The organism is Georgenia sp. H159 (assembly GCF_035607575.1).
In the GTDB taxonomy this organism is placed as follows: Bacteria; Actinomycetota; Actinomycetes; order Actinomycetales; family Actinomycetaceae; genus Oceanitalea.
This window is the reverse complement of the sequence record NZ_JAYDZY010000006.1, coordinates 97,313-122,413: the sequence shown is the minus strand read 5'-3', so window position 1 is coordinate 122,413 and position 25,101 is coordinate 97,313. Positions and strand designations below refer to the sequence as shown.

Sequence of the window (25,101 nt, the reverse complement as noted above, 5' to 3'; positions counted from 1 at the left end):
ACCTGCGGTGATGTCTAGATGTCGAAGTACATCTCGAACTCGTGCGGGTGCGGGCGCAGCCGCAGCGGGTCGATCTCCTGGGTGCGCTTGTACTCGATCCACGTCGAGATGAGGTCCGGGGTGAACACGTCGCCCTCGGTGAGGAAGTCGTGGTCGGCCTCGAGCGCGAGGAGCGCGCCCTGCAGCGAGTCCGGCACCTGCTCGATCTGCGCGTGCTCCTCCGGCGGCAGCTCGTAGAGGTCCTTGTCGATCGGCTCCGGCGGCTCGATGCGGTTCTTGATGCCGTCCAGGCCCGCCATGAGCATGGCGGAGAAGGCGAGGTAGGGGTTCGCCGACGGGTCCGGCACACGGAACTCGATGCGCTTGGCCTTGGGCGAGGTGCCCGTCACCGGGATGCGGATGCACGCGGAGCGGTTGCGCGCCGAGTACACGAGGTTGACCGGCGCCTCGAAGCCGGGCACCAGCCGGTGGAAGGAGTTGACCGACGGGTTCGTGAACGCCAGCAGGGCCGGCGCGTGCTTGAGCAGACCGCCGATGTACCAGCGGGCGAGGTCGGACAGCCCGCCGTAGCCGCGCTCGTCGAAGAACAGCGGCTTGCCGTCCTTCCACAGGCTCTGGTGGGAGTGCATCCCCGAGCCGTTGTCACCGAAGATCGGCTTCGGCATGAACGTCGCCGTCTTTCCGTGCTCCCACGCCGTGTTCTTGATGATGTACTTGAACTTCATGACGTCGTCGGCGGCCGCGCGCAGCGTGTCGAAGCGGTAGTTGATCTCCTGCTGACCGGCCGTGCCGACCTCGTGGTGGGCGCGCTCCACCTGCAGCCCCACCTGCTGGAGGACGGTGACCATCTCGTCGCGCAGGTCGGCCATCTGGTCGTTGGGGGAGACGGGGAAGTAGCCGCCCTTGTACCGGGTCTTGTACCCCTGGTTGCCGCCGTTCTCCTCGCGGCCGGTGTTCCACGCGGCCTCGTTGGAGTTGATGAAGTAGAAGCCCGAGTGCTGGTTCGTCGCGAAGCGCACGTCGTCGAAGATGTAGAACTCGGCCTCGGCACCGAAGTACACGGTGTCGGCGATGCCGGTGCTCCGCAGGTACGCCTCCGCCTTGGCCGCGATGTTGCGCGGGTCGCGGGAGTACGCCTCGTCGGTGAAGGGGTCGACGATGGAGAAGTTGACGACGAGCGTCTTCTCCTTGCGGTACGGGTCGACGAAGGCGCTGCTGACGTCCGGGATGAGCTTCATGTCGGACTCGTGGATCGCCTGGAAGCCACGGATCGAGGAGCCGTCGAACATGAGGCCGTCGGTGAACGCGTCCGCCGCGAAGGACTCGACGGGGATGTTGAAGTGCTGCATCACGCCCGGCAAGTCGCAGAATCGGACGTCGACGAACTTGACGCCCTCCTCGCGGGTGAAGGCGATGGCCTCCTCGGCACTACTGAACATGAACGGCTCCTCTGGCTGGCGTGGGGTCCGGGGACCTGCGCGGTCCGGCAGCGACGACGCTAGCCGCGCTCCGTTTCGGCTCGGTCACCCGAATGTGTCCGGCATGTTACGCGCCGGGCGTCGGGCGACGACGACGGGGCACTACCGGCGGACGATGTCCGTGCCGGCCCACACGTCGTGCAGTCCGCGTCCGTCCAGCCCCCACACGACCGCGGGGATGACGAGGCAGAGGCTCGCCGTGCGGACGAGCACCTGCGCCGGGCGCGCGACGCCGCCGTCGACGGCGCGGACCCGCAGGCCGAGAAGGGTGTGACCGATGGTCGCCCCGCGGGTGGCGAGCAGGATCCAGGTGATCGCGGCGAAGACACCGAGCACCGTGAGCGGGTGGTCGTTGACGAAGCCGTAGGAGATCGCCGTGGCGATCGCCCAGTCGACGGCAACGGCGAGGACCCGGCGTCCGAGTGGTGCACGGGTCATGGTCGCTTGCGCAGGCACTGCTCGAGTCTATCGCCGGCGCGCCCCGCCTCAGCACCCGGCCGGCTCAGCGGCCGCGCATGCCCTTGCGGTCCGGGCGGGCACGCAGCGGGTCGACGCCCTTGGGGATCGGCGGACGCGAGGACTGGAGCGCGCGCAGGCGCTTGGAGACCGCCGCGACCTCCGCCTTGGTCAGCGTCGGACGCAGCTTCTGGATCTTCTTGACGAGCTTCGGCAGCGGCGTCTGGCCCTCCTCGCGGCCGACCTCCACGAGGTGGACGGTGACGTTCGGGGCGACGCGGGCCACCTTCCTGCGCTCGGACTCGAGCAGCCGCTTGACGCGGTGGCTGGGGCCCTCACCGATGAGGACGACGCCCGGCCGGCCGACCGCACGGAAGACGACGTCCTGGTGCCGCGGGTCGATCGCGACGGGCTGCTCCTCGATGTTCCACCCGCGCCGGATGGTGCCCAGCGCGGAGCCGGCGGCTCCGGGGGTGCCCTCGATCCGCGAGTACGCCGCCCGCTCCGCACGGCGCGAGAGCAGCAGCATGACGACGATGAGCGCGATCGGCAGGCTGAGGAGCGTGACGTACACCGGGTGCCCGACCGCGAAGCCGATCGCGAGACCCACGACGAGGATCCCGACGAACGCGCCGAGGAGCCACCAGACGATCGAGGGCTGGGCCTCGCGGGTCATCTGGAAGACTTCCCACAGCTGGTGGTACCAGCGCTTCTTCTTCGGCTTCGGCGCGGCGCCCTCGACGGCGTCCTTCTTGGTTCTCTTCAGGGCCATGATCGGCAATCCTACCGGCCCCCACCGGGCCCTCGGGCGGTGCGTCACCTCATCCGGCCGTCCACAGGTCCGGGTCCCCGTGGCGCGGGCGGCAGAGCCTGTGGACAACCGCAGCAGGTGGGCACGTGATGCACTTGGCTGTGCGCATGGGACGACGACGGCGCACCCGGCCCGGGACGGCGACGGACCCTGCGGGGCCGCCGGAGCTCACCGGCCACGACATCGTCGGCCCGGTCGGCTTCGGGGCGAACGGGGCGGTGTGGGCGGCACGTGACCGGGCCGGCCACGACGTCGTCGTCAGCGTGCTCCCGCTCCCCCCGGGGGAGGCGGGTACCGCGCGGCTGCGCCGGCTGGCTGCCCTGCGGCACGGCACCCACCCGCACCTGGCGCGCATCCGCCAGGTCGTGAGCCTGGGGGGCGGCAGGTGCGCCGTCGTCAGCGACCGGGTCCCCGGACCGACGCTCGCCACCGTCGTCGCCGCCCGCGGGCGGCTCGCGGGTCCGGAGCTCGCCGCCCTGCTCACCGGCGTGGGCAGTGCGCTCGGGCACCTGCACGAGCGGGGCGTCGTGCACGGCGACGTCTCGCCGGCGAACGTCGTCGTCACGGACGACGGCGTGCCCGTGCTGGTCGACCTCGCGGGCCACGGGCACGACCTGGGCACGCCGGGCTTCGTGCCGCCGGAGTGCAGCCGCGGACGGGCCGCGGGAGCACCTGGTGACGTGTGGACGCTCGCCCGACTCGTTGCCTGGGCCGCCGGCAGCGCGCCGAACGTGCTGCGGCTGCTCGGCGAGGCGCTCGACGTCGATCCGGCGAACCGGCCCGCGGCCCGTGACGTCGCCAGCCGAGCGCCGGCCCTCGGCGCCTGCCGCGCCATCTCCGTGCCGCCGGCGGGCGTGCTGGCGCAGGCGCGCATGCGCGACGACGCCGCCCCCACCCGCCGTCGACCGGGCACGCGCCCCCGGGGTCCCGGCCGTGCCGCACGGCCCGTCACCCGTCCCCGGGTACCCCCGAGACCCGGACCGGCGCGGGCCTCCCCGGCGGCCGCCCGCCACGTCCGCGGCCGGCCGGTGCCCTCGGTGTGGCTGGGAACGGCGGCGAGCATCGGGGTGGCGGCACTGCTCGCCGGGCTCCTCGCGTGGCCGGCGCCGGGCGACCGCGCCGGTGGGGCCGACGTGCGCGCGGACACCGGGCAGCCCGGGCCCGCCGAGGCCGTCGTCGAGCTGCTCGCGCGCCGCGACGGAGCACTCGTGGCGGGTGACGCCACGGCCCTGGCCGCCACCACCGTCCCGGGTGGCCCGGCGGCCCGTGCGGACGTCGCGCTGCTCGAGCGGCTGGAGTCCACGGGCACCACGCTGCGGGAGCTGCGCACCGAGGTGGCGCGGATCGACGCCGTCACGCCGCTGGACGACGGCACGGCCGTCGACGTCGTCCTGGTCCAGGGCGCGCACGACCGCGTCGTCGCCGGCGCGCGCGCGACCGTGCCCGCCCAGCCAGCAGCGTGTGCGCGGCTCGTGCTCCGGGAGGGAGTGCCGGGCACGTGGCAGATCGTCGACAGCGGCCCGTGCCCGTGACATCGCCGCCGTCCCCGAGAACGTCGTCGGGGCCCGCACCGGTACCGGTGCGGGCCCCGACGGGGGGAGGTCCTACAGGCCGAGCTCGGCCTCGAAGGCGCCCTCCTCCAGGCGCTTCTTCACCGCCGTCATGAACCGGCCGGCGTCCGCACCGTCGACCACGCGGTGGTCGTAGGTGAGGGGCAGGTAGACCATCGAGCGGATGCCGATCGTCTCGTTGCCGTCCGCGTCCGGGACGACGACCGGCCGCTTGACGATGGCACCGAGCCCGAGGATGGCCACCTCCGGCTGGTTGATGATCGGGGTGTCGAACAGCGCACCGTTGGACCCGAGGTTGGTGATGGTGAAGGTCGACCCGGACAGCTCGTCCGGCTTGACCTTGTTGTCCCGGGTGCGGGCGGCGAGGTCGGCGACCCGCTTGGCGATGCCGGCGAGGGTGAGGTCCCCGGCCTCCTTGATGACCGGGACGAGCAGCCCGCGCTCGGTGTCGACCGCGATGCCGATGTTCTCGTCACCGTGGTAGACGATCTGGTCGCCGTCGATCGAGGAGTTCAGCTTCGGGTGCGCCTTGAGCGCCTCGGCGGCCGCCTTGATGAAGAACGGCAGGTAGGTGAGCTTGACGCCCTCCCGGGCCTGGAAGCTGTTCTTCGCCTGCGCGCGGAGCTTGGCGATCCGCGTGACGTCGACCTCCACCACCGTGGTCAGCTGCGCGGAGGTGTCGAGCGACTCGTTCATCCGCTTGGCGATGACCTTGCGCAGGCGCGACATCTTCTCCGTGGTGCCGCGCAGCGGCGAGACCTCGGGGATGGTCGGCGTCTTGGCCGGGGCGGCAGCGGGGGCCTCGGCTGCGGCGGGCTGCTGAGCCGCCTGCGCCGCCTTCTCGGCCGCCTCGAGGACGTCCTCCTTGCGGATGCGTCCACCGACGCCGGTGCCCTGGAGCGAGTCGAGGTCGACCCCCTTCTCCTTGGCGAGCTTGCGCACGATCGGCGTCACGTAGGACGTCTTGGCGGTCTCCGCCGCGCTCGGGCGCGACGGTGCCGGCGTGGTCGAGGCCTCCTGGGGCGGGGTCTGCGGCTGCTCCGTGGGCTCCTCCTGGGCGGGCGCGGCCTCCTCGGAGGGGACCGCGGACCGGGCGGCACCCTGGTGCTGCTCGGCCCGCTGCTCGGAGGGCTGCTCGGCCTCCTTGGCCTGCTCCTGCTCGTCCTGCGGGGTCTCCTCCGCGGCGGACGGGGTGGGCTCGCTGTCGGTCGTGGCGGAGCTGTCGTCGCCGGTCTCGCCGCCGATGACGGCGAGGTCGGTGCCGACCTCGACCGTCTCGTCCTCCTGGACGAGGATCTTGCTCAGCACGCCCGCGTAGGGCGAGGGCACCTCGGTGTCGACCTTGTCGGTGGAGACCTCGAGCAGCGGCTCGTCGACCTCCACCTGGTCACCCTCACTCTTCAGCCACCGGGTGACGGTTCCCTCGGTCACGGACTCACCGAGGGCGGGCATCTGGACGGCCTGTCCGCCCGAGGAGTCCGAGGAGCCCGAACCCGCCTGCTGCTTCGCCTCCTGCGCGACCTCCTGCTCGGAGGGCTCCTCCTCGGAGGGCTCCTCCTCGGAGGACTGCTCCTCGGCGGGCTTCTCCTCCTGCTCCTGCGCGGGCTCGGGCGCCTGCTCCTCGGCGGGCTCCTCCTGCTCCGCGGGCTGCTCCTCCTCGGAGGACGAGGTGTCGCCACCGCCCTCACCGGAGCCGATGACGGCGAGCTCGGCGCCCACCTCGACGGTCTCGTCCTCCTGGACGAGGATCTTCTCGAGGACCCCGGCGAACGGGGAGGGGACCTCGGTGTCGACCTTGTCGGTCGACACCTCGAGCAAGGGCTCGTCGACCTCGACGCTGTCGCCCTCGCTCTTCAGCCAACGGGTAACGGTTCCCTCGGTGACGGACTCGCCCAGTGCGGGCATCTGCACGGAGTCGGACATGACCAGGTGTCTCCTTCGATCGAGGGTCAGTTGTGGGAGTGCAGCGGCTTGCCCGCGAGGGCGAGTGCTGCCTCGCCGAGGGCCTCGTTCTGCGTCGGGTGGGCGTGGATGAGGGAGGCGACGTCGTCGGGGTAGGCCTCCCAGTTGACGATGAGCTGCCCCTCACCGATGAGCTCACCGACCCGGGACCCGATCATGTGGACGCCCACGATGGGGCCGTCCTTCTGCCGGACGAGCTTGACGAAGCCGGCGGTCTGCAGGATCTGGCTCTTGCCGTTGCCGGCGAGGTTGAAGTCGACCGTCTCGACGCCGTCGTCCCCGTGCTGCTCCTTGGCCTGGGCCTCGGTGAGTCCGACGGACGCGACCTCGGGCTCGCAGTACGTGACGCGCGGGATGCCGGACTCCACGATCGCCGGCGGGTTGAGGCCGGCGATCTCCTCGGCGACGAAGACGCCCTGCTGGAACCCGCGGTGCGCGAGCTGCAGTCCCGGCACGATGTCGCCGACGGCGTAGATGTTCGCCACGCCGGTGTGCAGGCGCTCGTTGGTGAGGACGAAGCCGCGCTCCATGGGAACGCCCTGCTCCTCGTAGCCGAGGTTCGCCGTCGCCGGCCCGCGGCCGACCGCGACGAGCAGGAGGTCGGCCTCGTAGGTCTTGCCGTCCTCGGTGCTGACGACGACGCCGGAGTCGTTCTGCTCGACGCCGGAGAACCGGGTGCCGGTCGCGAAGGCGATCTTGCGCTTGCGGAAGGCGCGCTCGAGCGCCTTGGACAGGGCGATGTCCTCGTTCGGGACGAGGTTCGGCAGCGCCTCGATGATGGTGACGTCCACCCCGAAGGACTTCCACACGGAGGCGAACTCCACCCCGATCACGCCGCCGCCGAGCACGATCGCGCTCTTCGGGACCTCGTCGAGGGTCAGTGCCTGCTCGCTGGTGATGACCCGCCCGCCGATCTCGAGCCCGGGCAGGGAGCGCGCGTAGGAGCCGGAGGCCAGGACGATGTTCTTGCCGCGGTAGGTGGTGCCGTCGACCTCGACGGTGTCCGTGCCGGTGAGCGTCCCCCAGCCGGTGATGTAGTCGATCTTGCCGGCCTTGACCAGGCCCTGGAGGCCCTTGTACAGGCGTCCGACGACGCCGTCCTTGTACTTGTTGACGGTCGGCATGTCGATGCCCTCGAAGGAGCTGTTCACCCCGACGGCGGCGCTGTGGTTGATCTCGTCGGCGACGGCGGCGCTGTGGAGGAGGGCCTTGGTGGGGATGCACCCGCGGTGCAGGCACGTCCCGCCGAGCTTGTCGGCCTCGATCAGTGCGATGGACAACCCGAGCTGGGCGCCGCGCAGCGCGGCCGCGTAGCCCCCGCTCCCGGCTCCCAGGATGACCAGGTCGTAGACGGTGTTGTCAGGGCTGTCGGTCACAAACCTCTCCTCGAGCGCACATCGACCCGGGGCAGGCTGCCCCGGTGCTTGCGCACCATCTTGTCATCGTCCGGACCGCAGGGACCACCGCACACGGTGTCCGGCCCGTCACAGCGGGACCGTACGCTTGGGGCCATGCGGCTGTTCTCCCGACGCAAGAGCCAGGGCACGTCGAGCCCCGAGATCCCCTCCGCGCAGCGCCGCGCCGAGGTCACCGCCTACTTCCGGGACTTCGTGGCGACCCGTGAGGGGGTCGAGGCCTACATCGAGCCCCCGACCCCCAACGACCCGACGACGATGGTGCTCGTCGCACGGACGGGGGAGTGGACCCGCCGGCGGGTACCGGACGAGAAGGCGGCGCGGACGCTGGCCCGCGACCTGTCCATCCCGGTGTACGACGTCAACCTCACCGGCTACCCGTCGAGCATGCGCCGCTGGAGCGCCGCCCAGCGACGGAAGTAAACAACTCCGCTCTCGGCGAAGGAGGGGACGGCGCGCGAGCGCGCGCGCCCACCTTGTCGCCGAGAGCGGAGTTGTTGCGGGTCAGCGGGTGGCGGCGCGCTCGAGGACGGTGAGCAGCGTCCGCAGACCGGTGCCCGTGCCGCCCTCGGGGGTGTAGCCGCGCGGCTTGCCCTCATTGAAGGCCGGCCCGGCGATGTCGAGGTGCGCCCAGGGCGTGTCGCCGACGAACTCCTTGAGGAACAGGCCGGCGACGAGCATGCCGCCGAACCGGTCACCCATGTTGGCGATGTCGGCGACCTGCGACTTCATCGACTCGGCGAGCTCGGCCGGCAGCGGCATCGGCCAGAACTGCTCACCCGACGTCGTCGCCGCGGTCACGACCTCCTCGCGGACGTCCTCGGTGCCCATGACGGCGCCCACCTGCGAGCCGAGCGCGACCATCTGCGCACCGGTGAGGGTGGCGATGTCGATGATGAGGTCGGGGTTCTCCTCACCGGCGGCCACGAGCGCGTCGGCCATGACGAGCCGGCCCTCGGCGTCCGTGTTGAGCACCTCGACGGTCTTGCCGCCGCGGATGGTGATGACGTCGGAGGGACGCTGCGCCGAGCCGGACGGCATGTTCTCGGCCAGGGCCAGCCAGCCGGTCACCTTGACCGGCAGCTCGAGGGCGGCAGCGGCCAGCACGGTGTGCAGCACGGTGGCGGCACCCGCCATGTCCATCTTCATCGTCTCCATGCCCTTGGCGGGCTTGATGGACAGGCCACCGGAGTCGAAGGTGATGCCCTTGCCGACCAGCCCGACGTGGGCCTTGGCCCGTGCCGGCGAGTAGCTGAGCTTGACCAGCCGCGGGGGGCGCGCCGAGCCCTTGCCGACCCCGGTGAGGCCTCCGTAGCCACCGGCCTCCAGGGCCTTCTCGTCGAGCACGGACACCTTGACCTTCGCGCCCTTGGCCGCGGCCGCCGCCTCCTCGGCGAAGGACTGGGGGTAGAGGTCCGCCGGGGAGGCGTTGACGAGGTCACGCACGCCGGCGACCGCGTCGGCGACGACGACGGCCCGGGCGTGGGCGGCCTTGGCCTCCTTGGACCGGGCGATGTCGGTGACGAGCTCGAGTCGGGCGACCGGTGCGCGGTTCCTCGCGCGGTAGCGGTCGAAGCTGTAGGCGCCGAGCAGCGCGCCCTCGGCGACGGCGCCGACCTGCGCGGCCGTGGCCGCCGGCAGGGCGAGGGCGACGTCGGCGGTGCCGGCCAGCGACCTGGTCGCCGCACCCGCGGCCCGGCGCAGCGCCTCGAGGTCGGGACCGGCGTCGTCGACGGGGCCGACACCGGTGAGCACGACGACGTCGGCGGCGAGCTCCTTGCCGGCTGCGACGCGCACCACCTCGTCGGCCTTCCCGGAGACCCCGAGCGGCCGGAGGAGGCTCTGGAGCGTCGAGACGGTCGCGGACGGCAGCGGTGCGCCGGGGACCAGGACGGCCTCCTCGCCGCGCTGTCCGACGGCGACGACGACGGCGTCGGCCGGGATGCGAGCAGTGTTCTTCGTGGTCAGCGTCAGTTCAGTCACGCCACCGATGCTATCCGTCCGTGCCGCACCCTGGCCCGGTCGGGCGCGGCGTCCGCCCGGTGCGGCCGCCGTTAGGATGACGCGGTGCTTCCCGTCGTCGTCCTCGTCTCGGTGCTGTGTGCCGCGCTGGGCGTCTGGGCGACCGTCTTTGCGGTCGTCGACCGGGCCGTCGTCCTCCGGCAGCTCATCGCCGGCGGGGTCGTCGAGGGCGCGCTCGTCGTCCAGGGCCTCGCCATCGCCGTCCTCCAGCTGGGCGGCGCGGAGGTCGCCGACCCGGTCACCCTCTGGGGCTACCTGCTCGTCGCCCTGCTCCTGCTCCCGGGTGCCGCGGTCGTGGCGTTCGTCGAGCGCACCCGGTGGAGCTCGATCGTCCTGGCGGTCGCCGCCACGACCATCATCGTCATGGAGTTGCGGATGTGGCAGTTGTGGCAGGCATGACCGACGGGCCGTTGCACACGGCGTCCGCGACCGACGACCGGCCGCCGGCGCGGGGTGCGGGCCTGCTCGTCGTCGCCGTCTACGTCGTCTTCGCGCTGGCCGCGTCGGCCCGCGCAAGTGTGCAGCTCATCCGCGACGCCGCCGAGGCACCGCTCGCCTACGGGCTGTCCGGCTTCGCGGCGCTCGTCTACGTCCTCGCCGCGATCGGGCTGGCGCACAACGGCCGGCGCATGCGCCGCCTGGCCTGGACGGCGGTCACCATCGAGCTCGTCGGCGTCCTCGTCGTGGGTGTGCTCAGTCTCGCCGCACCCGAGCTCTTCCCGCGCGACTCCGTGTGGTCGCGCTTCGGCAGCGGCTACGGCTACATCCCGCTCGTGCTGCCGGTCCTCGGCCTCGTCTGGCTGTGGCGTTCGAGCCCCGGACGGGTGGCCCGCGCGAGCGAGCGCTGACGTCTGCGGCCGGGCCCCGGCCCGAGAGGGGCCGGGCGGGACCGGCCGTCAGCGCGCGAGCCGCCGGTTGAGCGCGCCGGGCCACGTCGGCCCGTTGTAGACGAAGCCGGTGTAGGCCTGGAGCAGGTCGGCGCCCGCGGCCAGCATGGCCCGCGCCTGCGCCTCGTCCCCGATCCCGCCGACGCCGATGATCACGGGGCCGGGACCGAGCCGGGCGCGGAGCAGCCGCACGACTTCGACGGCGCGCGCGTGGAGCGGCCGGCCGGAGAGCCCGCCGGGACCGTGGTCGTGCGCGATCGTCGTGTTCGTGGCGACGACCCCGGCGAGGGACAGCTCGGTGACGAGGTCCGCGACGGAGGCGACGTCGTCGTCGTCGAGGTCGGGCGCCACCTTGACGAGGACCGGGACCCGGCGCCCGGCCGCGGCGTCGGCCTGCCGCTGCACCGCCGTCAGGATCGGTCGCAGCGTGTCGACGGCCTGGAGGTCCCGCAGGCCCGGGGTGTTGGGGGAGGAGACGTTGACGGTGAGGTAGTCCGCCCAGCGCGCCAGCAGCCGGGCCGAGGTGGCGTAGTCGCCCACCGCGTCGTCCACCGGCGTGACGCGGGACTTGCCGATGTTGACGCCGACGACGACGGAGCGGCCGCGCCGCGAGCCGCGCAGCTCGCGCAGCCGTTCGGCGGCGGCGTGCGCCCCGGCGTTGTTGAAGCCCATGCGGTTGCGCAGCGCCTCGTCCTCAGGGTGGCGCCACAGCCGCGGTCGCTCGTTCCCCGGCTGGGCGTGGGCGGTGATCGTCCCGACCTCGACGTGCCCGAAGCCGAGCATGTCCATCCCCAGCACCGTGCCGGCGTCCTTGTCCATGCCGGCGGCCAGGCCGAGCACGCCGCGGACCGGTCGCCCCAGCCCGGTGGCCACGGCCGTGGCGGGGCGTCGCCCGAGGGTCGCGCGGACCACGCGGGGCAGGACCGGGACCGCTGCGGCCCCGCGGATGAGCCGCAGGGCGAGCTCGTGGGCGCGCTCGGCGTCGACGCGGACGAGCAGGGTCCGGAAGGCGAGCCGGTACAGCCCAACCCCGGGCGCCGTCACGCGGGCTGCTCGCCGCGCTTGACCTGGGGCTTGGGAGCGCGCAGGAAGCGCGGCTGGAAGAGCCGGCTGAAGGCGTAGATGCCGGTGAAGCGGGGGATCTGGTCCTCGTCGAAGCGTGCCCGCAGCTTGCGCCTGATGATCATCGCGTAGCCGATCGCGAACGCCAGCGAGATGGCGAAGGCGACGTACATGACGATCATGCCGATGACCGCGACCTCGGGGAACATCGAGGCGAAGAACAGCAGGACGATCGAGGCCATCGCCAGCGGCAGGAAGTACTCGCTCGGGCTGAAGTGGCTGTCGACGTAGTCGCGCACCCAGCGCCGCACCGGTCCCTTGTCGCGGACCGGCAGGTAGCGCTCGTCACCGGTGCGCATCGCCTCCTGCTGCTTCGCGTACATCTCGTTACGGCGCTCACGCATCTCGCGCTTGGCCGCCTTGCGGTCCGTGGGGACGAGCGGACGCTGGTTGCGCGCCTCGGCCTCCCGGCGCTTGGGGGTGGGGCGGCCCTTGCCCGCGGCTGGGTGCTCCTCCGGCGCCACCGGGCCAGGCGCTGGGGTCTCCTTCTTGCTGCGTCCGATCACGCCTCGAGGGTAGTCGACGCACGGCCCCTCGCGGCCCGCGTGCAGGGGCGCGGGCCCGGCGGGATAGTGGACGGGCGCCGGGCGACGGTCCGGCGCCGACGAGAGGAGCCCCGGTTCATGAGCGCCACCGTCCGTGAGGTCGCCCCCGGCGTGCACCTCGTCTCGCACGCCCACGTCAACTGCTACCTCGTCGAGGACGACGACGGCGTGACCCTGGTGGACGCCGGGCTGCCGTCGGTCTGGCGACCGCTGGGGTGGGCGATCCGGGCGATCGGCCACCGTCCGCGCGACCTTCGTGCGCTCGTGCTCACCCACGCCCACTTCGACCACGTCGGCGTGGTGCGCCGGCTGCAGCAGCGCCTCGCGCTGCCCGTGTGGGCGACCGCGGAGGAGCACAGCCTCGTCTCCCACCCGTACAGCTACGCCCACGAGAACCCGCGCGCCCTCTACCCGGTGCGTCACCCCGCCGCGGTCCCGATCCTCACGCGCATGGCCCTCGCGGGCGCGCTCACCGTGCGCGGCGCCACCGGCATCCGGACCCTCGCGACCGGCACCACCCTCGACGTGCCCGGACGGCCGGAGGTCCTCGCCACACCGGGGCACACCTACGGACACGTCGCCCTCCACCTACGCGACCGCGACGTCGTCATCTCCGGTGACGCCCTCGTCACCCTCGACCCGTACACGGCCCGCACCGGACCCCGGATCATCGCCGGTGCCGCGACGGCGGACTTCACCATGAACCTCGCCACGCTGGACGCCATCGCCGGCACCGGTGCCGGAACCGTCCTGCCCGGGCACGGTGAGCCGTGGACCCAGGGTGCGGCAGCCGCCGTCGAGCGTGCCCGCGCCGCCGGCACGGCCTGACCCACCGCCGTGCGGCGCGGTTAGGCTGCCCTGGTGACCATCGAGGACCTCTCCACCCGCACCGCCGCCGAGTTCCCCCGCATCCGCCGCGACCTCGAGTCGCTCGTGCGCATCCCGAGCGTCTCGGCGCCCGCCTTCGACCCCCAGCACCTCGAGGACAGCGCGGCCGCGGTCGCCGAGCTCCTCCGCGGGGCCGGCCTGCCCGAGGTGGACGTCGTGCGCGTCACCGGGGCGGACGGCCGCGCCGGGGCGCCCGCCGTGCTCGCCCACCGGCCTGCTCCCGCAGGGGCGCCGACCGTGCTGCTCTACGCCCACCACGACGTCCAGCCGCCCGGCGACCCCGCCGGCTGGACCTCGCCCCCCTTCGAGCCCACCCAGCGTGGCGAGCGCCTCTACGGACGCGGCGCCGCGGACGACAAGGCCGGGATCATGGCCCACGTGGGCGCGCTGCGCGTGCTGGGGGACGAGCTGGGCGTCGGTGTCACGGTCTTCAGCGAGGGGGAGGAGGAGATCGGTTCGCCGACCTTCCGCACCTTCCTGGAGACCTACCGGGACCGGCTGGCCGCCGACGTCATCGTCGTCGCGGACTCCTCGAACTGGAAGGTCGGCGGCCCCGGCCTCACGACGTCGCTACGCGGCCTGGTCGACTGCACCGTCGACCTGGCCGTCCTCGACCACGCCGTCCACTCCGGCATGTACGGCGGGCCCGTGCTCGACGCCGTCACGCTCCTGTCCCGCCTCATCGCCACCCTGCACGACGACGCCGGGGACGTCGCCGTCGCCGGGCTCGTCGCGGACGACCACGCCGCGGTCGACTACCCCGAGGAGGACCTCCGTGCCGACGTCGGGGTCCTCGACGGCGTCCGGCTGGCCGGCTCGGGCCCGCTCGCCGCGCGCCTGTGGACCAAGCCGGCGATCTCCGTCATCGGGCTGGACGCGACGAGCGTGGACCACGCCTCCAACACGATCATCCCGGCGGCGCGGGCCAAGCTGTCCATGCGCATCGCTCCCGGCCAGGACCCGGCAGCCGCGGAGCGCGCCCTCCACGACCACCTCCGCGAGCACGCTCCCTTCGGGGCCCGCGTGACGGTGACCGCGGGGGAGACGGGCCAGGCGTTCCAGGCGCCGGAGGACTCGGCCGCCATGCAGTCGGCTCGCTGGGCCTTCGCGACCGCGTGGGGCACCGTGCCCGTCGACCTCGGCGTCGGGGGCTCCATCCCGTTCATCGCCGACCTCGCCGAGGTGTACCCGGAGGCCGCGATCCTCGTCACCGGGGTGGAGGACCCGGACTCGCGGGCGCACTCGGAGGACGAGTCGGTGCACCTCGGGGAGCTGCAGAAGGTCGTCCTCGCCGAGGCGCTGCTCCTGTCCCGTCTCGCCGACCGGCTCTGAGGATGGTCACCACCGACCGGGGACGGGAGCGCGCGTGCGGCTGCTGGTGAGCCCCGGACCGTTCTCCGGAGCGCTGAGCGCCGCGCAGGTCGCAGCCGCCGTGCGCCGCGGGTGGCTGCGCACCGCCCCCGACTCCGACGTGCGGGTGCTGCCCATGTCGGACGGCGCCGCCGGCCTGCTCGACGCCGTCCACACGGCTCGCGGGGGGCGCCTCGTCTCGGTGACCGCTCGGGGACCCCTCGGTGACCCGGTGCCGGCGACGCTGCTCCACGTCCCCGGAACGGCCGGAGGCACCGCCTACCTCGAGGCCGGCCAGGTCCTCGGGCGCCAGCTCACCCCGCCCGGTCAGGAGCTGACGCACGCCGAGCGCGGCACCAGTGCCGGCCTGGGTGAGCTCCTGCTGGCGGCGCGGGACCTCGGGGCCGGGCGCCTCGTCGTCGGGCTCGGGGACAGCGCGCCGCACGACGGCGGGGCAGGCCTGGTCCGCGTCCTCGCCGGGGTGGGCGACGACGCCGACATCGACGCGGCCACGCTCGCCGCCGCGCACCGCGTGCTGGACGGCAGCGAGGTGGTCGTCGCGGCTGCGACGCAGGTCCCGCTCCTCGGCCTGCACGGCGCCGGGGCGCTGCTCGGCGAGCGGATCGGGCCGGCCGAGGCCCAGCGGCTCGACACGCGTGCGGGTGAGCTCGCGGCCCGGCTCGAGCGACTGGGCCGCGAGCTCCCCACCCGGACGGCGCTCCTCCCGCTGCCGGGTGGGCACGGGCACGGCTCTTCCACCCGTCCGGGCCGCGCGGACGGCACCGGCGCCGGGGGAGGGGCCGCGTACGCCCTGTCCGTCCTCGGTGCGCGGCTGCTGCCCGGACCGGACGTCGTCGCGGCGGCCATCGGCCTCACGGACGCGGTCGCCGAGGCGGACGTCGTGCTCACCGGGACGTCGGTGCTGGACGCCCCCGCCGTCGACGCCTCCGTCGTCGCGACCGTCGGCCAGGCCGCCATGGCGCTGGGCCTTCCCGTCGTCGTGCTCGCCGAGGAGGTCCACACCTCGCGCCGCGAGGTCGCCCGCTCGGGGATCAGTGCCACCTACGAGACCGGCCGCGGCGACCTCACGGCGCTGGAGGCGTGGGCCGAACGTCTCGCGCGCACGTGGGCACGCGGGGCGTAGGCTGGTCGGGGAACAACCGCGGACCATCCGTGGTTGCCCCGATTGACCCACACCGACCACCCGCGGAGATTCCAGCATGAGCGAGACGACGGCCACCACGCCCACCGAGGTCCCGACCCACGAGGTCGAACTCACCGACGTCGCCGCGCAGAAGGTCAAGACGCTCCTCGCGCAGGAGGGTCGTGACGACCTGCGGCTGCGCATCGCCGTGCAGCCCGGTGGCTGCTCGGGCCTCATCTACCAGCTCTACTTCGACGAGCGCCTCCTCGACGGCGACTCCGTCCGCGGGTTCGACGGCGTCGAGGTCGTCGTCGACCGCATGAGCGTGCCCTACCTCGCCGGCGCGACCATCGACTTCGCCGACACCATCGAGAAGCAGGGCTTCACGATCGACAACCCCAACGCGGGCGGCTCGTGCGCCTGCGGCGACTCCTTCCACTGAGTCCGCCACGCCGGAGTCCCGGCGTGCGTCGAACGACGCGACGGCCCGCTGTGAGCGGGGGTACACCCACCCCCACGGCGGGCCGTTTCGCGTACCAGGGCGGTGTTCACGGTAGGCTGGCTCGCGGGACGTAGGTCCTGTCTGAAATGCCCTAATGCATCGTGTCGGAAGGTCAACAAGTGCGATCACCGTCCTCCGGTAGCCGCTCGTCCCGCGGGTGGCGACTGGTAGCCCTGGGCCTTGTGGCGGCCCTCACCCTTGCCGGCTGCGCCGAGCTCGGTGCGCCGAGCAACGGCTTCCTGCCCTCCCAGCCGGGCCTGACCGACAAGACCGGGTCGATCATCGACCACTGGAACGGGGCGTGGGTCGCCGCGCTCGCCGTCGGGGTGCTCGTGTGGGGCCTGATCATCTGGTGCGTCATCGCCTACCGGAAGCGGAAGAACGACAGCTCGCTGCCCGTCCAGCTGCGCTACCACATCCCGCTCGAGCTCATGTACACCGTCGTGCCGATCCTCATGATCGGGGTGCTGTACTTCTACTCGGTCCAGGTCACCGACGAGCTGACCGACGTCACGGCCGAGCCGGACCTCACCATCGAGGCCTACGGCAAGCAGTGGAGCTGGGACTTCAACTACCTCGACGACGAGGTCTACTTCGAGGGTGGGCGCATCGAGCTCACGGGTGAGGGGGGCGTCGAGGAGACGCTGCCGACGCTCTACCTGCCGGTTGGGGAGACGGTGGAGTTCGTCCTGGAGACCCGCGACGTCAACCACGCGTTCTGGATCCCGGCCTTCCTCATGAAGATGGACATGATCGCCGGCAAGACGAACTCCTTCCAGGTGACGCCGCAGGAGATCGGCAGCTTCCAGGGCAAGTGCGCCGAGCTGTGCGGGGAGTTCCACTCGGAGATGCTCTTCAACGTCGAGGTCGTCGACAGGGAGACCTACGACGCCGAGATGGACGCGTTGCGCGAGGCCGGCAACGTCGGCCGGCTCGGTGAGGAGTACAACCGCGTGTACGACCAGCGCGGCTACCTGCAGGACGGAACGGGGAACAACTGATGGCGACCACGCACGAGGCACAGACCGAGCTGGTCCCGGGACTGCGGCCGGAGCGCCAGAGCATGGGCCGCACGGTCGTCAGCTGGCTGACCTCGACCGACCACAAGGTCATCGGCTACCTCTACCTCATCACCGCCTTCGTCTTCTTCATCATCGGCGGCATCCTCGCCATGGCGATGCGGCTCGAGCTCTTCGGGCCGGGCATGGACCTGTTCCAGTCCAAGGAGCAGTACAACCAGTTCTTCACCATGCACGGCACGATCATGCTGTTCCTGTTCGCGACGCCGCTGTTCACGGGCTTCGGGAACGTCTTCGTGCCGCTGCAGATCGGTGCCCCGGACGTCGCGTTCCCACGGCTGAACATGTTCAGCTACTGGCTGTTCACCTTCGGTGGGCTCATCGCGCTGGCCGGCTTTCTCACCCCCAAGGGCGCGGCGAGCTTCGGCTGGACCGCGTACACACCGCTGTCGCTCGCGCCCTTCTCGCCGGGCAACGGCGGGGACCTGTGGGTGCTGGGCATCGCCCTCACCGGTTTCGGCACGATCTTCGGCTCGGTCAACTTCGTCGCCACCATCATCACGATGCGCATGCCCGGCATGACGATGTTCCGGATGCCGATCTTCAGCTGGAACATCATGATCACCTCCCTGCTGGTGCTCATGGCCTTCCCCGTGCTGGCGGCCGCCCTGTTCGGCCTCGCCTTCGACCGTGTGCTCGGCGGGCAGATCTACAACCCGGAGAGCGGCGGGGCGCTGCTGTGGCAGCACCTGTTCTGGTTCTTCGGGCACCCCGAGGTCTACGTCATCGCGCTGCCGTTCTTCGGCATCGTCAGCGAGATCCTGCCGGTCTTCGCCCGCAAGCCGATCTTCGGCTACAAGGGCCTGGTCTTCGCGACCATCGCGATCGCGGCGCTGTCGATGACGGTGTGGGCCCACCACATGTACACGACCGGTGGCGTGCTGCTGGACTTCTTCGCCCTCATGACGATGCTCATCGCCGTCCCGACCGGCGTGAAGTTCTTCAACTGGATCGGCACCCTGTGGCGGGGCAAGCTCACCTTCGAGACGCCGATGCTCTGGTCGCTCGGCTTCATGGCGACGTTCCTCTTCGGCGGTGTCACCGGCATCATCCTGGCGAGCCCCGCGATGGACTTCCAGGTGCACGACTCCTACTTCGTCGTGGCCCACTTCCACTACACCGTGTTCGGCACCGTGGTGTTCGCGATGTTCGCGGGCTTCTACTTCTGGTGGCCGAAGATGACCGGCCGCATGCTCAACGAGCCGCTCGGCAAGGTGCACTTCTGGATGCTCTTCTTCGGCTTCCACGGCACCTTCCTCATCCAGCACTGGCTCGGCGCCCAGGGCATGCCCCGGCGCTACGCCGACTACATGGTCGAGGACGGGTTCACGCTGATGAACCAGGTCTCGACGGTCGGCGCCGCCCTGCTCACGCTGTCCACGCTGCCGTTCCTGTGGAACGTCTACATCACCGCGCGGGGACCGCGGACGGTCTTCGTCGACGACCCGTGGGGCTTCGCGAACTCCCTCGAGTGGGCGACGAGCTGCCCGCCGCCACGGCACAACTTCACCTCCTTGCCGCGGGTGCGGTCCGAGCGCCCGGCCTTCGACCTGCACCACCCGGAGGTCGCCGCGATGGACCAGGCGGCCGTGCCGGACCAGGGTGTGCTCGAGCAGGTGCTGGGTGACGCGCAGCGCACCGGTGGCGGCGGCGAGGCGGCTCAGCCCGAGCCCGGCCGTACGTCCACCGCCGTGCTGGAGCGCGACGAGGACGACGACGAGAAGGGTCAGGCCTGATGGCACACGAGAAGGACCGCGCACCGGGGGAGCCGTCCGCGGTGAACCCCACGCCGATGCGCGTGGAGAAGTGGACGTTCCTCGCGGGTGTCGTCTTCTTCCTGCCCGTCGCGCTGCTCTACGGGTTCTGGAGCAGCTGGGAGCCCGTGGGCACGGTGGCGCTCCTCCTGCTGGTCGGCCTGTACGGGCTCGCCGGCGGCTACCTGGCGCTGCTCGCCCGCCGCGTCGACCCGCGCCCCGAGGACAACCCGACGAGCGACGTCGACGAGCACGCCGGTGAGATGGGCGTCTACTCCCCGCACTCGTGGTGGCCCCTCGTGCTCGGTGTCGCGGCAGCACTGGCCTTCGCCGGTATCGCCGTCGGCTGGTGGGTCTTCGGGATCGGTGTGGCCGTGGGCGTCGTCGGCCTCATCGGACAGACCTTCGAGTTCTCCCGAGGGCCGCACGCACACTGAGGCGCCCGCACAGCCGTAGCGGAAGGGCGGTGCTCCCGGCAGGGGGCGCCGCCCTTCGGCGTCTCCCGGCCCGTGAGGCGCGCTCCGCGCGCATGTGTGGCCGAGGGGAGGCGACGGTCGCCCCGCGGCGTCAGGAGGCCGCAGAGCGTGTGTGGTCCGGGTCCCGGGAGGACCCGAACCACACACGATCGGCGATCGGCCGGCGGGCCGGGCGAGGCGCGGCCTTCGGTGGAGCGGGCCGCACGCCCACTGGGGCGCCCGCACAGCCGTAGCGGAAGGGCGGTGCTCCCGGCAGGGGGCGCCGCCCTTCGGCGTCTCCCGGCCCGTGAGGCACGCACCGGCCGCATGTCTGGCCGAGGGGAGGCGACGGTCGCCCCGCTGCGTCAGGGAGCCGCAGAGCGTGTGTGGTTCGCGTCCTGGGAGGACCCGAACCACACACGATCGGCGATCGGCCGGCGGGCCGGGCGGGACGCGATCCCGGCGGCAGCGCGAAGGCCCGGCGCCCCAGGAGGGGGCACCGGGCCTTCGCGGCGGCTGCGGTCGGCTCAGACGACGGCAGGGACGATGAGTCCCGCGGTCTGGGTCCGCGCACGCTCGAGGCGCGCGGCGACGTCGCGCCAGTTGACGATGTTCCAGAACGCCTTGACGTAGTCGGCCTTGACGTTGAGGTAGTCGAGGTAGAAGGCGTGCTCCCACATGTCGAGCATGAGGATCGGGGTGAGCCCGAGCGGCACGTTGCCCTGCTGGTCGAACAGCTGGAAGATCGAGAGCTTCTGCCCGATGGAGTCCCACGCCAGCACGGACCAGCCGGAGCCCTGGATGCTCGTGGCGTTGGCGGAGAACTGAGCCTTGAAGCCCTCGAAGGACCCGAGCTGGTCCGTGATGGCCGCGGCGAGCTCGCCCTCGGGCTCACCGCCGCCCTCGGGGGAGAGGTTGTTCCAGAAGACGGTGTGGTTGACGTGCCCGCCGAGGTTGAAGGCGAGGTTCTTCTCGAAGAGGTTGATGGCGGCGTTGTCACCACTCTCGCGAGCGGCAGCCAGCTTCTCCAGCGCGGTGTTCGCGCCGTCGACGTAGGTCTTGTGGTGCTTGTCGTGGTGCAGCTCCATGATCTTGCCGCTGATGTGCGGCTCCAGGGCGCTGTAGTCGTACGGGAGCTCCGGCAGGGTGTACACGGTCATGTGTCCTCCTCATGTCGTCCCGGTGCGGTTCCGCACCGGCTGCTGCGAGCCCGTGCCCGGCGTGACGCCGGACACGGGCCTCTTCATTGCCAACCTACGACGACGCGGGGTTGTTCCGCTCGTCGCGTCCGGCGGTGACAGCGGCCTTCTCCTGCTCGGGGCGCTCGAAGGCGTCCTGCAGCCCGCTCGACTCGACCATCGCGGGAGCGCCGTTGCCGCTGCCGTTGCCGTTGCCGTGCGCCCCGTGGGAGGCGTTCGCGGCCGCGAGCTCGGCGGGGGTGGCGGGCTGGACGCGGTCCTCGTAGAAGAAGCGCGAGATGCGCTGCATGCCCTTGTCCCTCTGGTACCCGGGCCGGCGCACGCCGTTCTCGTCCTCGGGCGGCCCGATCTCGAGCATCCGGTCCGCCTCGTGCTGGACGAGCAGCCAGCGCTCCTCCTGGGAGAGGGGCTGGTGGACCTCCATGTACTGCCCGGACGGCATGCGCACGATGCGGCCGGTCTCGTGGCCGTGCAGCGCGAGCTCGCGGTCACGCCGCTGGAGCGAGAGGCAGATCCGCTTGGTGAGCCAGAAGGCGAACACGGGCGCGATGAAGAAGGCGGCACGCAGGAACCACGTGATGCCGTTGAGCGAGAGCTCGAAGTGCGTGGCGATGAGGTCGTTCGCGCCTGCCACGTTGAGCACCATGAACGCCGTGATGATCGAGACGCCGGTGGCGGTGCGGATCGGGGCGTTGCGCGGGCGGTCGAGCAGGTGGTGCTCGCCGCGGTCCTTGGTGACCGCAGCCTCGATGAAGGGCCACAGCGCGATGGTCGTGAAGAGGATGCCCGGGATGACGACGCCGGGGATGAGCACGTTGAGCGACAGCACGTAGCCACCGATGACGAACTCCGGCCAGCCCGGCATGAGCCGCAGCGCCCCCTCGAGGAAGAGCATGTACCAGTCGGGCTGGGCACCCGCACCGACGGGGGAGGGGTCGTACGGCCCGTGGATCCACACCGGGTTGATCGACACGAGGGCGCCGAGCATGGCGAGGAAGCCGAAGACGATGAAGAAGAACCCACCGGCCTTGGCCGCGTACACCGGGAGCACCGGGTAGCCGACGACGTTCTTCTCCGTCTTCCCGGGCCCGGGGTACTGGGTGTGCTTGTGCACGACGACGAGGATGAGGTGGACCGTCACCAGCGCGATGATGAGGCCGGGCACGAGCAGGATGTGCACGGTGAACAGCCGCGGGATGATGTCGGTCCCCGGGAACTCCCCGCCGAAGAGGCCGAGGGAGACGTACGACCCGAGGATCGGGATCGCCCGCGCCACGCCGTCGGCGATCCGCAGACCGTTGCCGGAGAGGACGTCGTCGGGCAGCGAGTAGCCGGAGAACCCGGCGAGGAGTCCGAGGATGAGCAGCGTGAAGCCGATCAGCCAGTTGAGCTCGCGCGGCTTGCGGAACGCGCCGGTGAAGAAGACCCGCAGCATGTGCGCGACGATCGCGGCCATGAACAGCAGCGCCGCCCAGTGGTGGATCTGCCGCATGAGCAGGCCGCCGCGGACCTCGAAGGACAGCCGCAGCGTCGAGGCGAAGGCCTCGGACATGCCGACGCCCTGCATCGCGACGGGCAGCTGGTCCTCGGGGTAGGTCACGTGCCCCATGCTCGGCACGAAGAACATCGTGAGGAACAGGCCGCTGAGGATGAGGACGATGAAGCTGTAGAGCGCGACCTCACCGAGCAGGAAGGACCAGTGGTCCGGGAAGACCTTGCGCGCGAACTCCTTGACGGCCTTGCCGATGCCGGTGCGCCGGTCGAGGTAGTCGGCGGCCGGTGCCGCCTTGCTGGGCTTCCGGGCAGTCGTTGCGCTCATCGGTTCTCATCCAATCGCTCGCGCTCCCAGAAGCTCGGTCCGACCGTCTCGTGGAAGTCGGAGCGGGCGACGAGGTAGCCCTCGGTGTCCACGGTGATCGGCAGCTGGGGGAGCGCACGGTTGGCCGGGCCGAAGACGACCTTGGCCTCGTTGGCGAGGTCGAAGGTCGACTGGTGGCAGGGGCACAGGAGGTGGTGGGTCTGCTGCTCGTAGAGAGCCACGGGGCAGCCGACGTGGGTGCAGACCTTGGAGAAGGCGATGATGCCGTCGTAGCTCCAGTCCCGGCGCTCGGGGGAGATGTTGAGCTGGGACGGGTCGATGCGCGTCATGAAGACGACCGCCTTGGCCTTCTCCTCGAGGTAGTGCTCCTCATCCGGCAGACCGTGCGGGATCACCTGGAAGGCGGACCCGTTGGTGACGTCGGCGGCGCGGATGAGCCGGTTGTCGGGGTCGACGGCCAGCCGCCGACCCATGGTGCCGTCGGGCAGCCGTCCCCCGGTTCCCTCGGGGACGTCACCCCACGCGGTGTGACGGAAGCGCCGGGTGTCCCACGTCTCCGACAGCTCACCCACGAGCGGCACGACGAAGGGCAGCGGCGCGAGGGCCGCGGCACCGACGAGCGCACCCTTGAGGACCGGCCGGCGCGCGATGTTGGACTCGTCGACGCCCGTCTCGAGCATCGTCACGGCCTCCTCGCGGACCTCGGGCGAGGAGTAGGCCGGCTTGCGCTTCTCGACGTACTCCTCGTTCGACATGAGCGCCTTGGACCAGTGCACCGCGCCCAGGCCGATACCGAGCATGCCGAGACCGAGCCCCACGCCCAGGACGAGCGTCGAGAGGCGCACGTCGACGAGCGTGGTGCCGACCGGGATGAGGAAGAACCCGACGATCCCGCCGAGCGAGGCGAGGACGGAGACGAGGAGCAGTGCGACGACCTGTCGCTCGGCGCGCTTGGCCGCCTTGGGGTCGCGGTCGGACATGCGCTCCGGGTGCGGGGGCAGTCCGGGGTTCTCGAAACGGTCGGGGACGTCGGCGACCGGCGCGCCGTCCGCGGCGCTGGTCAGCTCCCCAGAGGGACGATTCGTGCTCACGAGGACCTTGCTCCCATCCACACAGCAATACCGATGATGCCGCCGATGCCGACGATCCACACCCAGAAGCCCTCGGACACGGGGCCGAGGTTGCCGAGCGTGATGCCGCCCGGGCTGACCTCGCGCTGCTCCATGATGTAGGCGATGACGTCACGGGCGCCCTCGTCCGTCACCGACGCCTCGTTGAAGATCGGCATCGACTGGGGACCGGTCCGCATGGCCTCCCAGATCTGGGTGGGGGTCGCGTCGTCGAGCGGCGGGGCCACCTTGCCCTCGGTCAGCGCACCGCCGGCGCCGACGGCGTTGTGGCACATCGAGCAGTTGGTGCGGAAGAGCTCCATGCCGCTGGCGGCGTTGCCCTCCTCCGGGTCGACCTGGTCGCTGGAGGGGATCGAGGGGCCCGGGCCGAGGCTGGCGACGTAGGCGGACAGGGCCGCGGTCTGCTCCTCGGTCATGAGCGGGTCCTTGCGCTCGGCCTGCGGGGAGTTGTTGGCCATGGGCATGCGGCCGGTGGACACCTGGAAGTGCACCGACGCCGCACCCACGCCGACGAGCGACGGCGCGAGGTCGGTGCCCTGGGCGTCCAGGCCGTGGCAGGTCGAGCAGTTCGTGCGGAACAGCGCCTCGCCTGTCTCGATCTCCTCCTGGCTGGCCGTCTGTGCGGTGGCCGGCTCGGAGATGACGGCGGAGTACGCCACCCCCGTCAGGATCAGGGCCAGGAGCAGGAGGACCACCGGTGCGAGCCGGTGCCTTCTGCTGGCGGCGAGTGCCTTCACGGTGTTGTGTCCTTGTCTAGCGTGTGCGGGTGGACGGGGCAGGTCGCCTACGTCCTCAGCCGAAGAGCTCGAGGAAGTAGATGATGAAGAACATGGCGACCCAGACGACGTCGACGAAGTGCCAGTAGTAGGACACGACGACGGCGCCGGTGGCCTCGAGGTGGCCGAAGCGGTTCGCGGCGTAGGAGCGGCCGAGGATGAACAGGAATGCGACGAGGCCGCCGAGCACGTGCAGGGCGTGGAAGCCGGTCATGATGTAGAAGACCGACCCGTAGGGGCTCGAGGAGACCGTGAGGCCGTGCGAGACGAGCTCGGCGTACTCGAAGGTCTGCCCGGAGACGAAGAACGCCCCCATGATGAACGTGAGGACGAACCACTCCTCCATGCCCCAGCGGCGGATGTCGAGGAGCGAGCCGGTGCGGCGCGGCTGGAAGCGTTCGGCGGCGAACACGCCCATCTGCGCGGTCACCGAGCTGGCCACGAGGACCAGGGTGATCGTCAGCGCCCACGGGATGTTGAGCAGTGAGTAGTTCTCCGGCCAGATCTCCGCGGACACCGACCGGTGCGTGAAGTACATGGCGAAGAGTCCGGCGAAGAACATCAGCTCGCTGGACAGCCAGACGATGGTGCCCACCGACACCGAGTTCGGTCGGTTGACGTTCACCTGGGGGGCGCTCAGAGCAGCCGTAGTAGACGACACGCTTGCCATTATGGCCTGAAACTAGGTGTAGGTGCCCACTCCGTCGGTGCGCGATTCGCACAGGCGTCCACCCTG

The 25,101-nt window shown here is 71.5% G+C and carries 24 protein-coding genes; 11 read left to right on the top strand and 13 right to left on the bottom strand.

The window, feature by feature from the left end; genetic code table 11:
- Positions 1-14: 14 nt before the first annotated feature.
- From glnA to VR894_RS08670, 3 genes are all read right to left on the bottom strand, one after another.
- Positions 15-1,439 (bottom strand): type I glutamate--ammonia ligase, encoded by a 1,425-nt coding sequence (glnA, locus tag VR894_RS08680; RefSeq protein WP_324650982.1) that lies wholly within the window; start codon positions 1,437-1,439, stop codon positions 15-17.
- 141 nt (positions 1,440-1,580) lie between these two features.
- Entirely contained in the window at positions 1,581-1,916 is a 336-nt protein-coding gene (locus tag VR894_RS08675; RefSeq protein WP_324650981.1) for an RDD family protein, read from the bottom strand.
- Positions 1,917-1,980: 64 nt separating this feature from the next.
- On the bottom strand, positions 1,981-2,706 hold the full coding sequence (locus VR894_RS08670) for a DUF4191 domain-containing protein (protein WP_324650980.1): 726 nt from the start codon (positions 2,704-2,706) through the stop codon (positions 1,981-1,983).
- Positions 2,707-2,852: 146 nt separating this feature from the next.
- Here VR894_RS08670 and VR894_RS08665 point away from each other — a divergent pair, with 146 nt between their 5' ends.
- The gene (locus VR894_RS08665) at positions 2,853-4,277 is read left to right on the top strand and encodes a protein kinase domain-containing protein (protein ID WP_324650979.1); all 1,425 of its coding nucleotides are present in this window, start codon (positions 2,853-2,855) and stop codon (positions 4,275-4,277) included.
- 72 nt (positions 4,278-4,349) lie between these two features.
- On the opposite strand, the gene sucB is transcribed toward VR894_RS08665, so the two are convergent.
- Positions 4,350-6,239 carry a 2-oxoglutarate dehydrogenase, E2 component, dihydrolipoamide succinyltransferase gene (sucB, locus tag VR894_RS08660; RefSeq protein WP_324650978.1) on the bottom strand — a complete coding sequence of 630 codons (1,890 nt, stop codon included), beginning with the start codon at positions 6,237-6,239 and terminating at the stop codon, positions 4,350-4,352.
- Between the two features lie 26 nt (positions 6,240-6,265).
- Positions 6,266-7,654, bottom strand: coding sequence for a dihydrolipoyl dehydrogenase (gene lpdA, locus VR894_RS08655; protein WP_324650977.1), 1,389 nt, complete (start codon positions 7,652-7,654; stop codon positions 6,266-6,268).
- A 135-nt stretch (positions 7,655-7,789) separates the two neighbouring features.
- On the opposite strand from lpdA, the gene VR894_RS08650 reads away from it, so the two are divergent.
- Complete coding sequence (locus tag VR894_RS08650; RefSeq protein WP_324650976.1) at positions 7,790-8,116, top strand: oxidoreductase; 327 nt, start codon at positions 7,790-7,792, stop codon at positions 8,114-8,116.
- Between the two features lie 81 nt (positions 8,117-8,197).
- On the opposite strand, the gene VR894_RS08645 is transcribed toward VR894_RS08650, so the two are convergent.
- Positions 8,198-9,676 (bottom strand): leucyl aminopeptidase, encoded by a 1,479-nt coding sequence (locus VR894_RS08645; RefSeq protein ID WP_324650975.1) that lies wholly within the window; start codon positions 9,674-9,676, stop codon positions 8,198-8,200.
- Between the two features lie 84 nt (positions 9,677-9,760).
- On the opposite strand from VR894_RS08645, the gene VR894_RS08640 reads away from it, so the two are divergent.
- Complete coding sequence (locus tag VR894_RS08640) at positions 9,761-10,114, top strand: hypothetical protein (RefSeq protein ID WP_324650974.1); 354 nt, start codon at positions 9,761-9,763, stop codon at positions 10,112-10,114.
- A complete protein-coding gene (locus VR894_RS08635; protein WP_324650973.1) occupies positions 10,093-10,563 on the top strand; it encodes a hypothetical protein in 471 nt (156 codons plus the stop codon). The genes VR894_RS08640 and VR894_RS08635 overlap by 22 nt, the downstream gene beginning before the upstream one ends.
- A 48-nt stretch (positions 10,564-10,611) precedes the next feature.
- On the opposite strand, the gene VR894_RS08630 is transcribed toward VR894_RS08635, so the two are convergent.
- Positions 10,612-11,646, bottom strand: a complete 1,035-nt coding sequence (locus tag VR894_RS08630) for a quinone-dependent dihydroorotate dehydrogenase (RefSeq protein ID WP_324650972.1) — start codon at positions 11,644-11,646, stop codon at positions 10,612-10,614.
- Entirely contained in the window at positions 11,643-12,230 is a 588-nt protein-coding gene (locus VR894_RS08625; RefSeq protein ID WP_324650971.1) for a DUF3043 domain-containing protein, read from the bottom strand. The genes VR894_RS08630 and VR894_RS08625 overlap by 4 nt, the downstream gene beginning before the upstream one ends.
- A 117-nt stretch (positions 12,231-12,347) precedes the next feature.
- Between VR894_RS08625 and VR894_RS08620 the strand changes: the two genes are divergently transcribed.
- The 7 genes from VR894_RS08620 to VR894_RS08590 all read left to right on the top strand — a co-directional run bounded on the left by VR894_RS08620 (position 12,348) and on the right by VR894_RS08590 (position 19,423).
- Complete coding sequence (locus VR894_RS08620) at positions 12,348-13,097, top strand: MBL fold metallo-hydrolase (RefSeq protein WP_324650970.1); 750 nt, start codon at positions 12,348-12,350, stop codon at positions 13,095-13,097.
- Positions 13,098-13,130: 33 nt separating this feature from the next.
- Positions 13,131-14,489, top strand: coding sequence for a dipeptidase (locus VR894_RS08615; RefSeq protein WP_324650969.1), 1,359 nt, complete (start codon positions 13,131-13,133; stop codon positions 14,487-14,489).
- Positions 14,490-14,523: 34 nt separating this feature from the next.
- A complete protein-coding gene (locus tag VR894_RS08610) occupies positions 14,524-15,651 on the top strand; it encodes a glycerate kinase (protein ID WP_324650968.1) in 1,128 nt (375 codons plus the stop codon).
- Between the two features lie 76 nt (positions 15,652-15,727).
- Positions 15,728-16,093, top strand: coding sequence for an iron-sulfur cluster assembly accessory protein (locus tag VR894_RS08605; protein WP_324650967.1), 366 nt, complete (start codon positions 15,728-15,730; stop codon positions 16,091-16,093).
- A 242-nt stretch (positions 16,094-16,335) separates the two neighbouring features.
- Positions 16,336-17,154, top strand: coding sequence for a cytochrome c oxidase subunit II (gene coxB, locus VR894_RS08600; protein WP_324650966.1), 819 nt, complete (start codon positions 16,336-16,338; stop codon positions 17,152-17,154).
- On the top strand, positions 17,154-18,968 hold the full coding sequence (gene ctaD, locus VR894_RS08595) for a cytochrome c oxidase subunit I (RefSeq protein WP_324650965.1): 1,815 nt from the start codon (positions 17,154-17,156) through the stop codon (positions 18,966-18,968). The genes coxB and ctaD overlap by 1 nt, the downstream gene beginning before the upstream one ends.
- A complete protein-coding gene (locus tag VR894_RS08590; protein ID WP_416380830.1) occupies positions 18,968-19,423 on the top strand; it encodes a cytochrome c oxidase subunit 4 in 456 nt (151 codons plus the stop codon). Before ctaD ends, VR894_RS08590 begins: the two co-directional genes overlap by 1 nt.
- 545 nt (positions 19,424-19,968) lie before the next feature.
- Here VR894_RS08590 and VR894_RS08585 read toward each other — a convergent pair.
- The 5 genes from VR894_RS08585 to VR894_RS08565 form a co-directional block, all read right to left on the bottom strand.
- On the bottom strand, positions 19,969-20,601 hold the full coding sequence (locus VR894_RS08585; RefSeq protein WP_324650964.1) for a superoxide dismutase: 633 nt from the start codon (positions 20,599-20,601) through the stop codon (positions 19,969-19,971).
- Between the two features lie 94 nt (positions 20,602-20,695).
- On the bottom strand, positions 20,696-22,459 hold the full coding sequence (locus tag VR894_RS08580) for a cytochrome bc complex cytochrome b subunit (protein WP_324650963.1): 1,764 nt from the start codon (positions 22,457-22,459) through the stop codon (positions 20,696-20,698).
- Positions 22,456-23,550, bottom strand: coding sequence for a Rieske (2Fe-2S) protein (locus tag VR894_RS08575; protein WP_324650962.1), 1,095 nt, complete (start codon positions 23,548-23,550; stop codon positions 22,456-22,458). Before VR894_RS08575 ends, VR894_RS08580 begins: the two co-directional genes overlap by 4 nt.
- Positions 23,547-24,326 carry a c-type cytochrome gene (locus tag VR894_RS08570; RefSeq protein ID WP_324650961.1) on the bottom strand — a complete coding sequence of 260 codons (780 nt, stop codon included), beginning with the start codon at positions 24,324-24,326 and terminating at the stop codon, positions 23,547-23,549. The genes VR894_RS08575 and VR894_RS08570 overlap by 4 nt, the downstream gene beginning before the upstream one ends.
- 55 nt (positions 24,327-24,381) lie before the next feature.
- The gene (locus VR894_RS08565) at positions 24,382-25,035 is read right to left on the bottom strand and encodes a heme-copper oxidase subunit III (RefSeq protein ID WP_324650960.1); all 654 of its coding nucleotides are present in this window, start codon (positions 25,033-25,035) and stop codon (positions 24,382-24,384) included.
- Between the last annotated feature and the right edge of the window lie 66 nt (positions 25,036-25,101).

Coding starts and splice junctions, on each gene's coding strand:
- VR894_RS08670 (WP_324650980.1), bottom strand. CDS start 2,706: ATGGCCCTGAAGAGAACCAAGAAGGACGCCGTCGAGGGCGCCGCGCCG.
- VR894_RS08565 (WP_324650960.1), bottom strand. CDS start 25,035: ATGGCAAGCGTGTCGTCTACTACGGCTGCTCTGAGCGCCCCCCAGGTG.
- glnA (WP_324650982.1), bottom strand. CDS start 1,439: ATGTTCAGTAGTGCCGAGGAGGCCATCGCCTTCACCCGCGAGGAGGGC.
- VR894_RS08590 (WP_416380830.1), top strand. CDS start 18,968: ATGGCACACGAGAAGGACCGCGCACCGGGGGAGCCGTCCGCGGTGAAC.
- VR894_RS08650 (WP_324650976.1), top strand. CDS start 7,790: ATGCGGCTGTTCTCCCGACGCAAGAGCCAGGGCACGTCGAGCCCCGAG.
- VR894_RS08580 (WP_324650963.1), bottom strand. CDS start 22,459: ATGAGCGCAACGACTGCCCGGAAGCCCAGCAAGGCGGCACCGGCCGCC.
- VR894_RS08665 (WP_324650979.1), top strand. CDS start 2,853: ATGGGACGACGACGGCGCACCCGGCCCGGGACGGCGACGGACCCTGCG.
- VR894_RS08585 (WP_324650964.1), bottom strand. CDS start 20,601: ATGACCGTGTACACCCTGCCGGAGCTCCCGTACGACTACAGCGCCCTG.
- ctaD (WP_324650965.1), top strand. CDS start 17,154: ATGGCGACCACGCACGAGGCACAGACCGAGCTGGTCCCGGGACTGCGG.
- VR894_RS08605 (WP_324650967.1), top strand. CDS start 15,728: ATGAGCGAGACGACGGCCACCACGCCCACCGAGGTCCCGACCCACGAG.
- VR894_RS08620 (WP_324650970.1), top strand. CDS start 12,348: ATGAGCGCCACCGTCCGTGAGGTCGCCCCCGGCGTGCACCTCGTCTCG.
- sucB (WP_324650978.1), bottom strand. CDS start 6,239: ATGTCCGACTCCGTGCAGATGCCCGCACTGGGCGAGTCCGTCACCGAG.
- VR894_RS08675 (WP_324650981.1), bottom strand. CDS start 1,916: ATGACCCGTGCACCACTCGGACGCCGGGTCCTCGCCGTTGCCGTCGAC.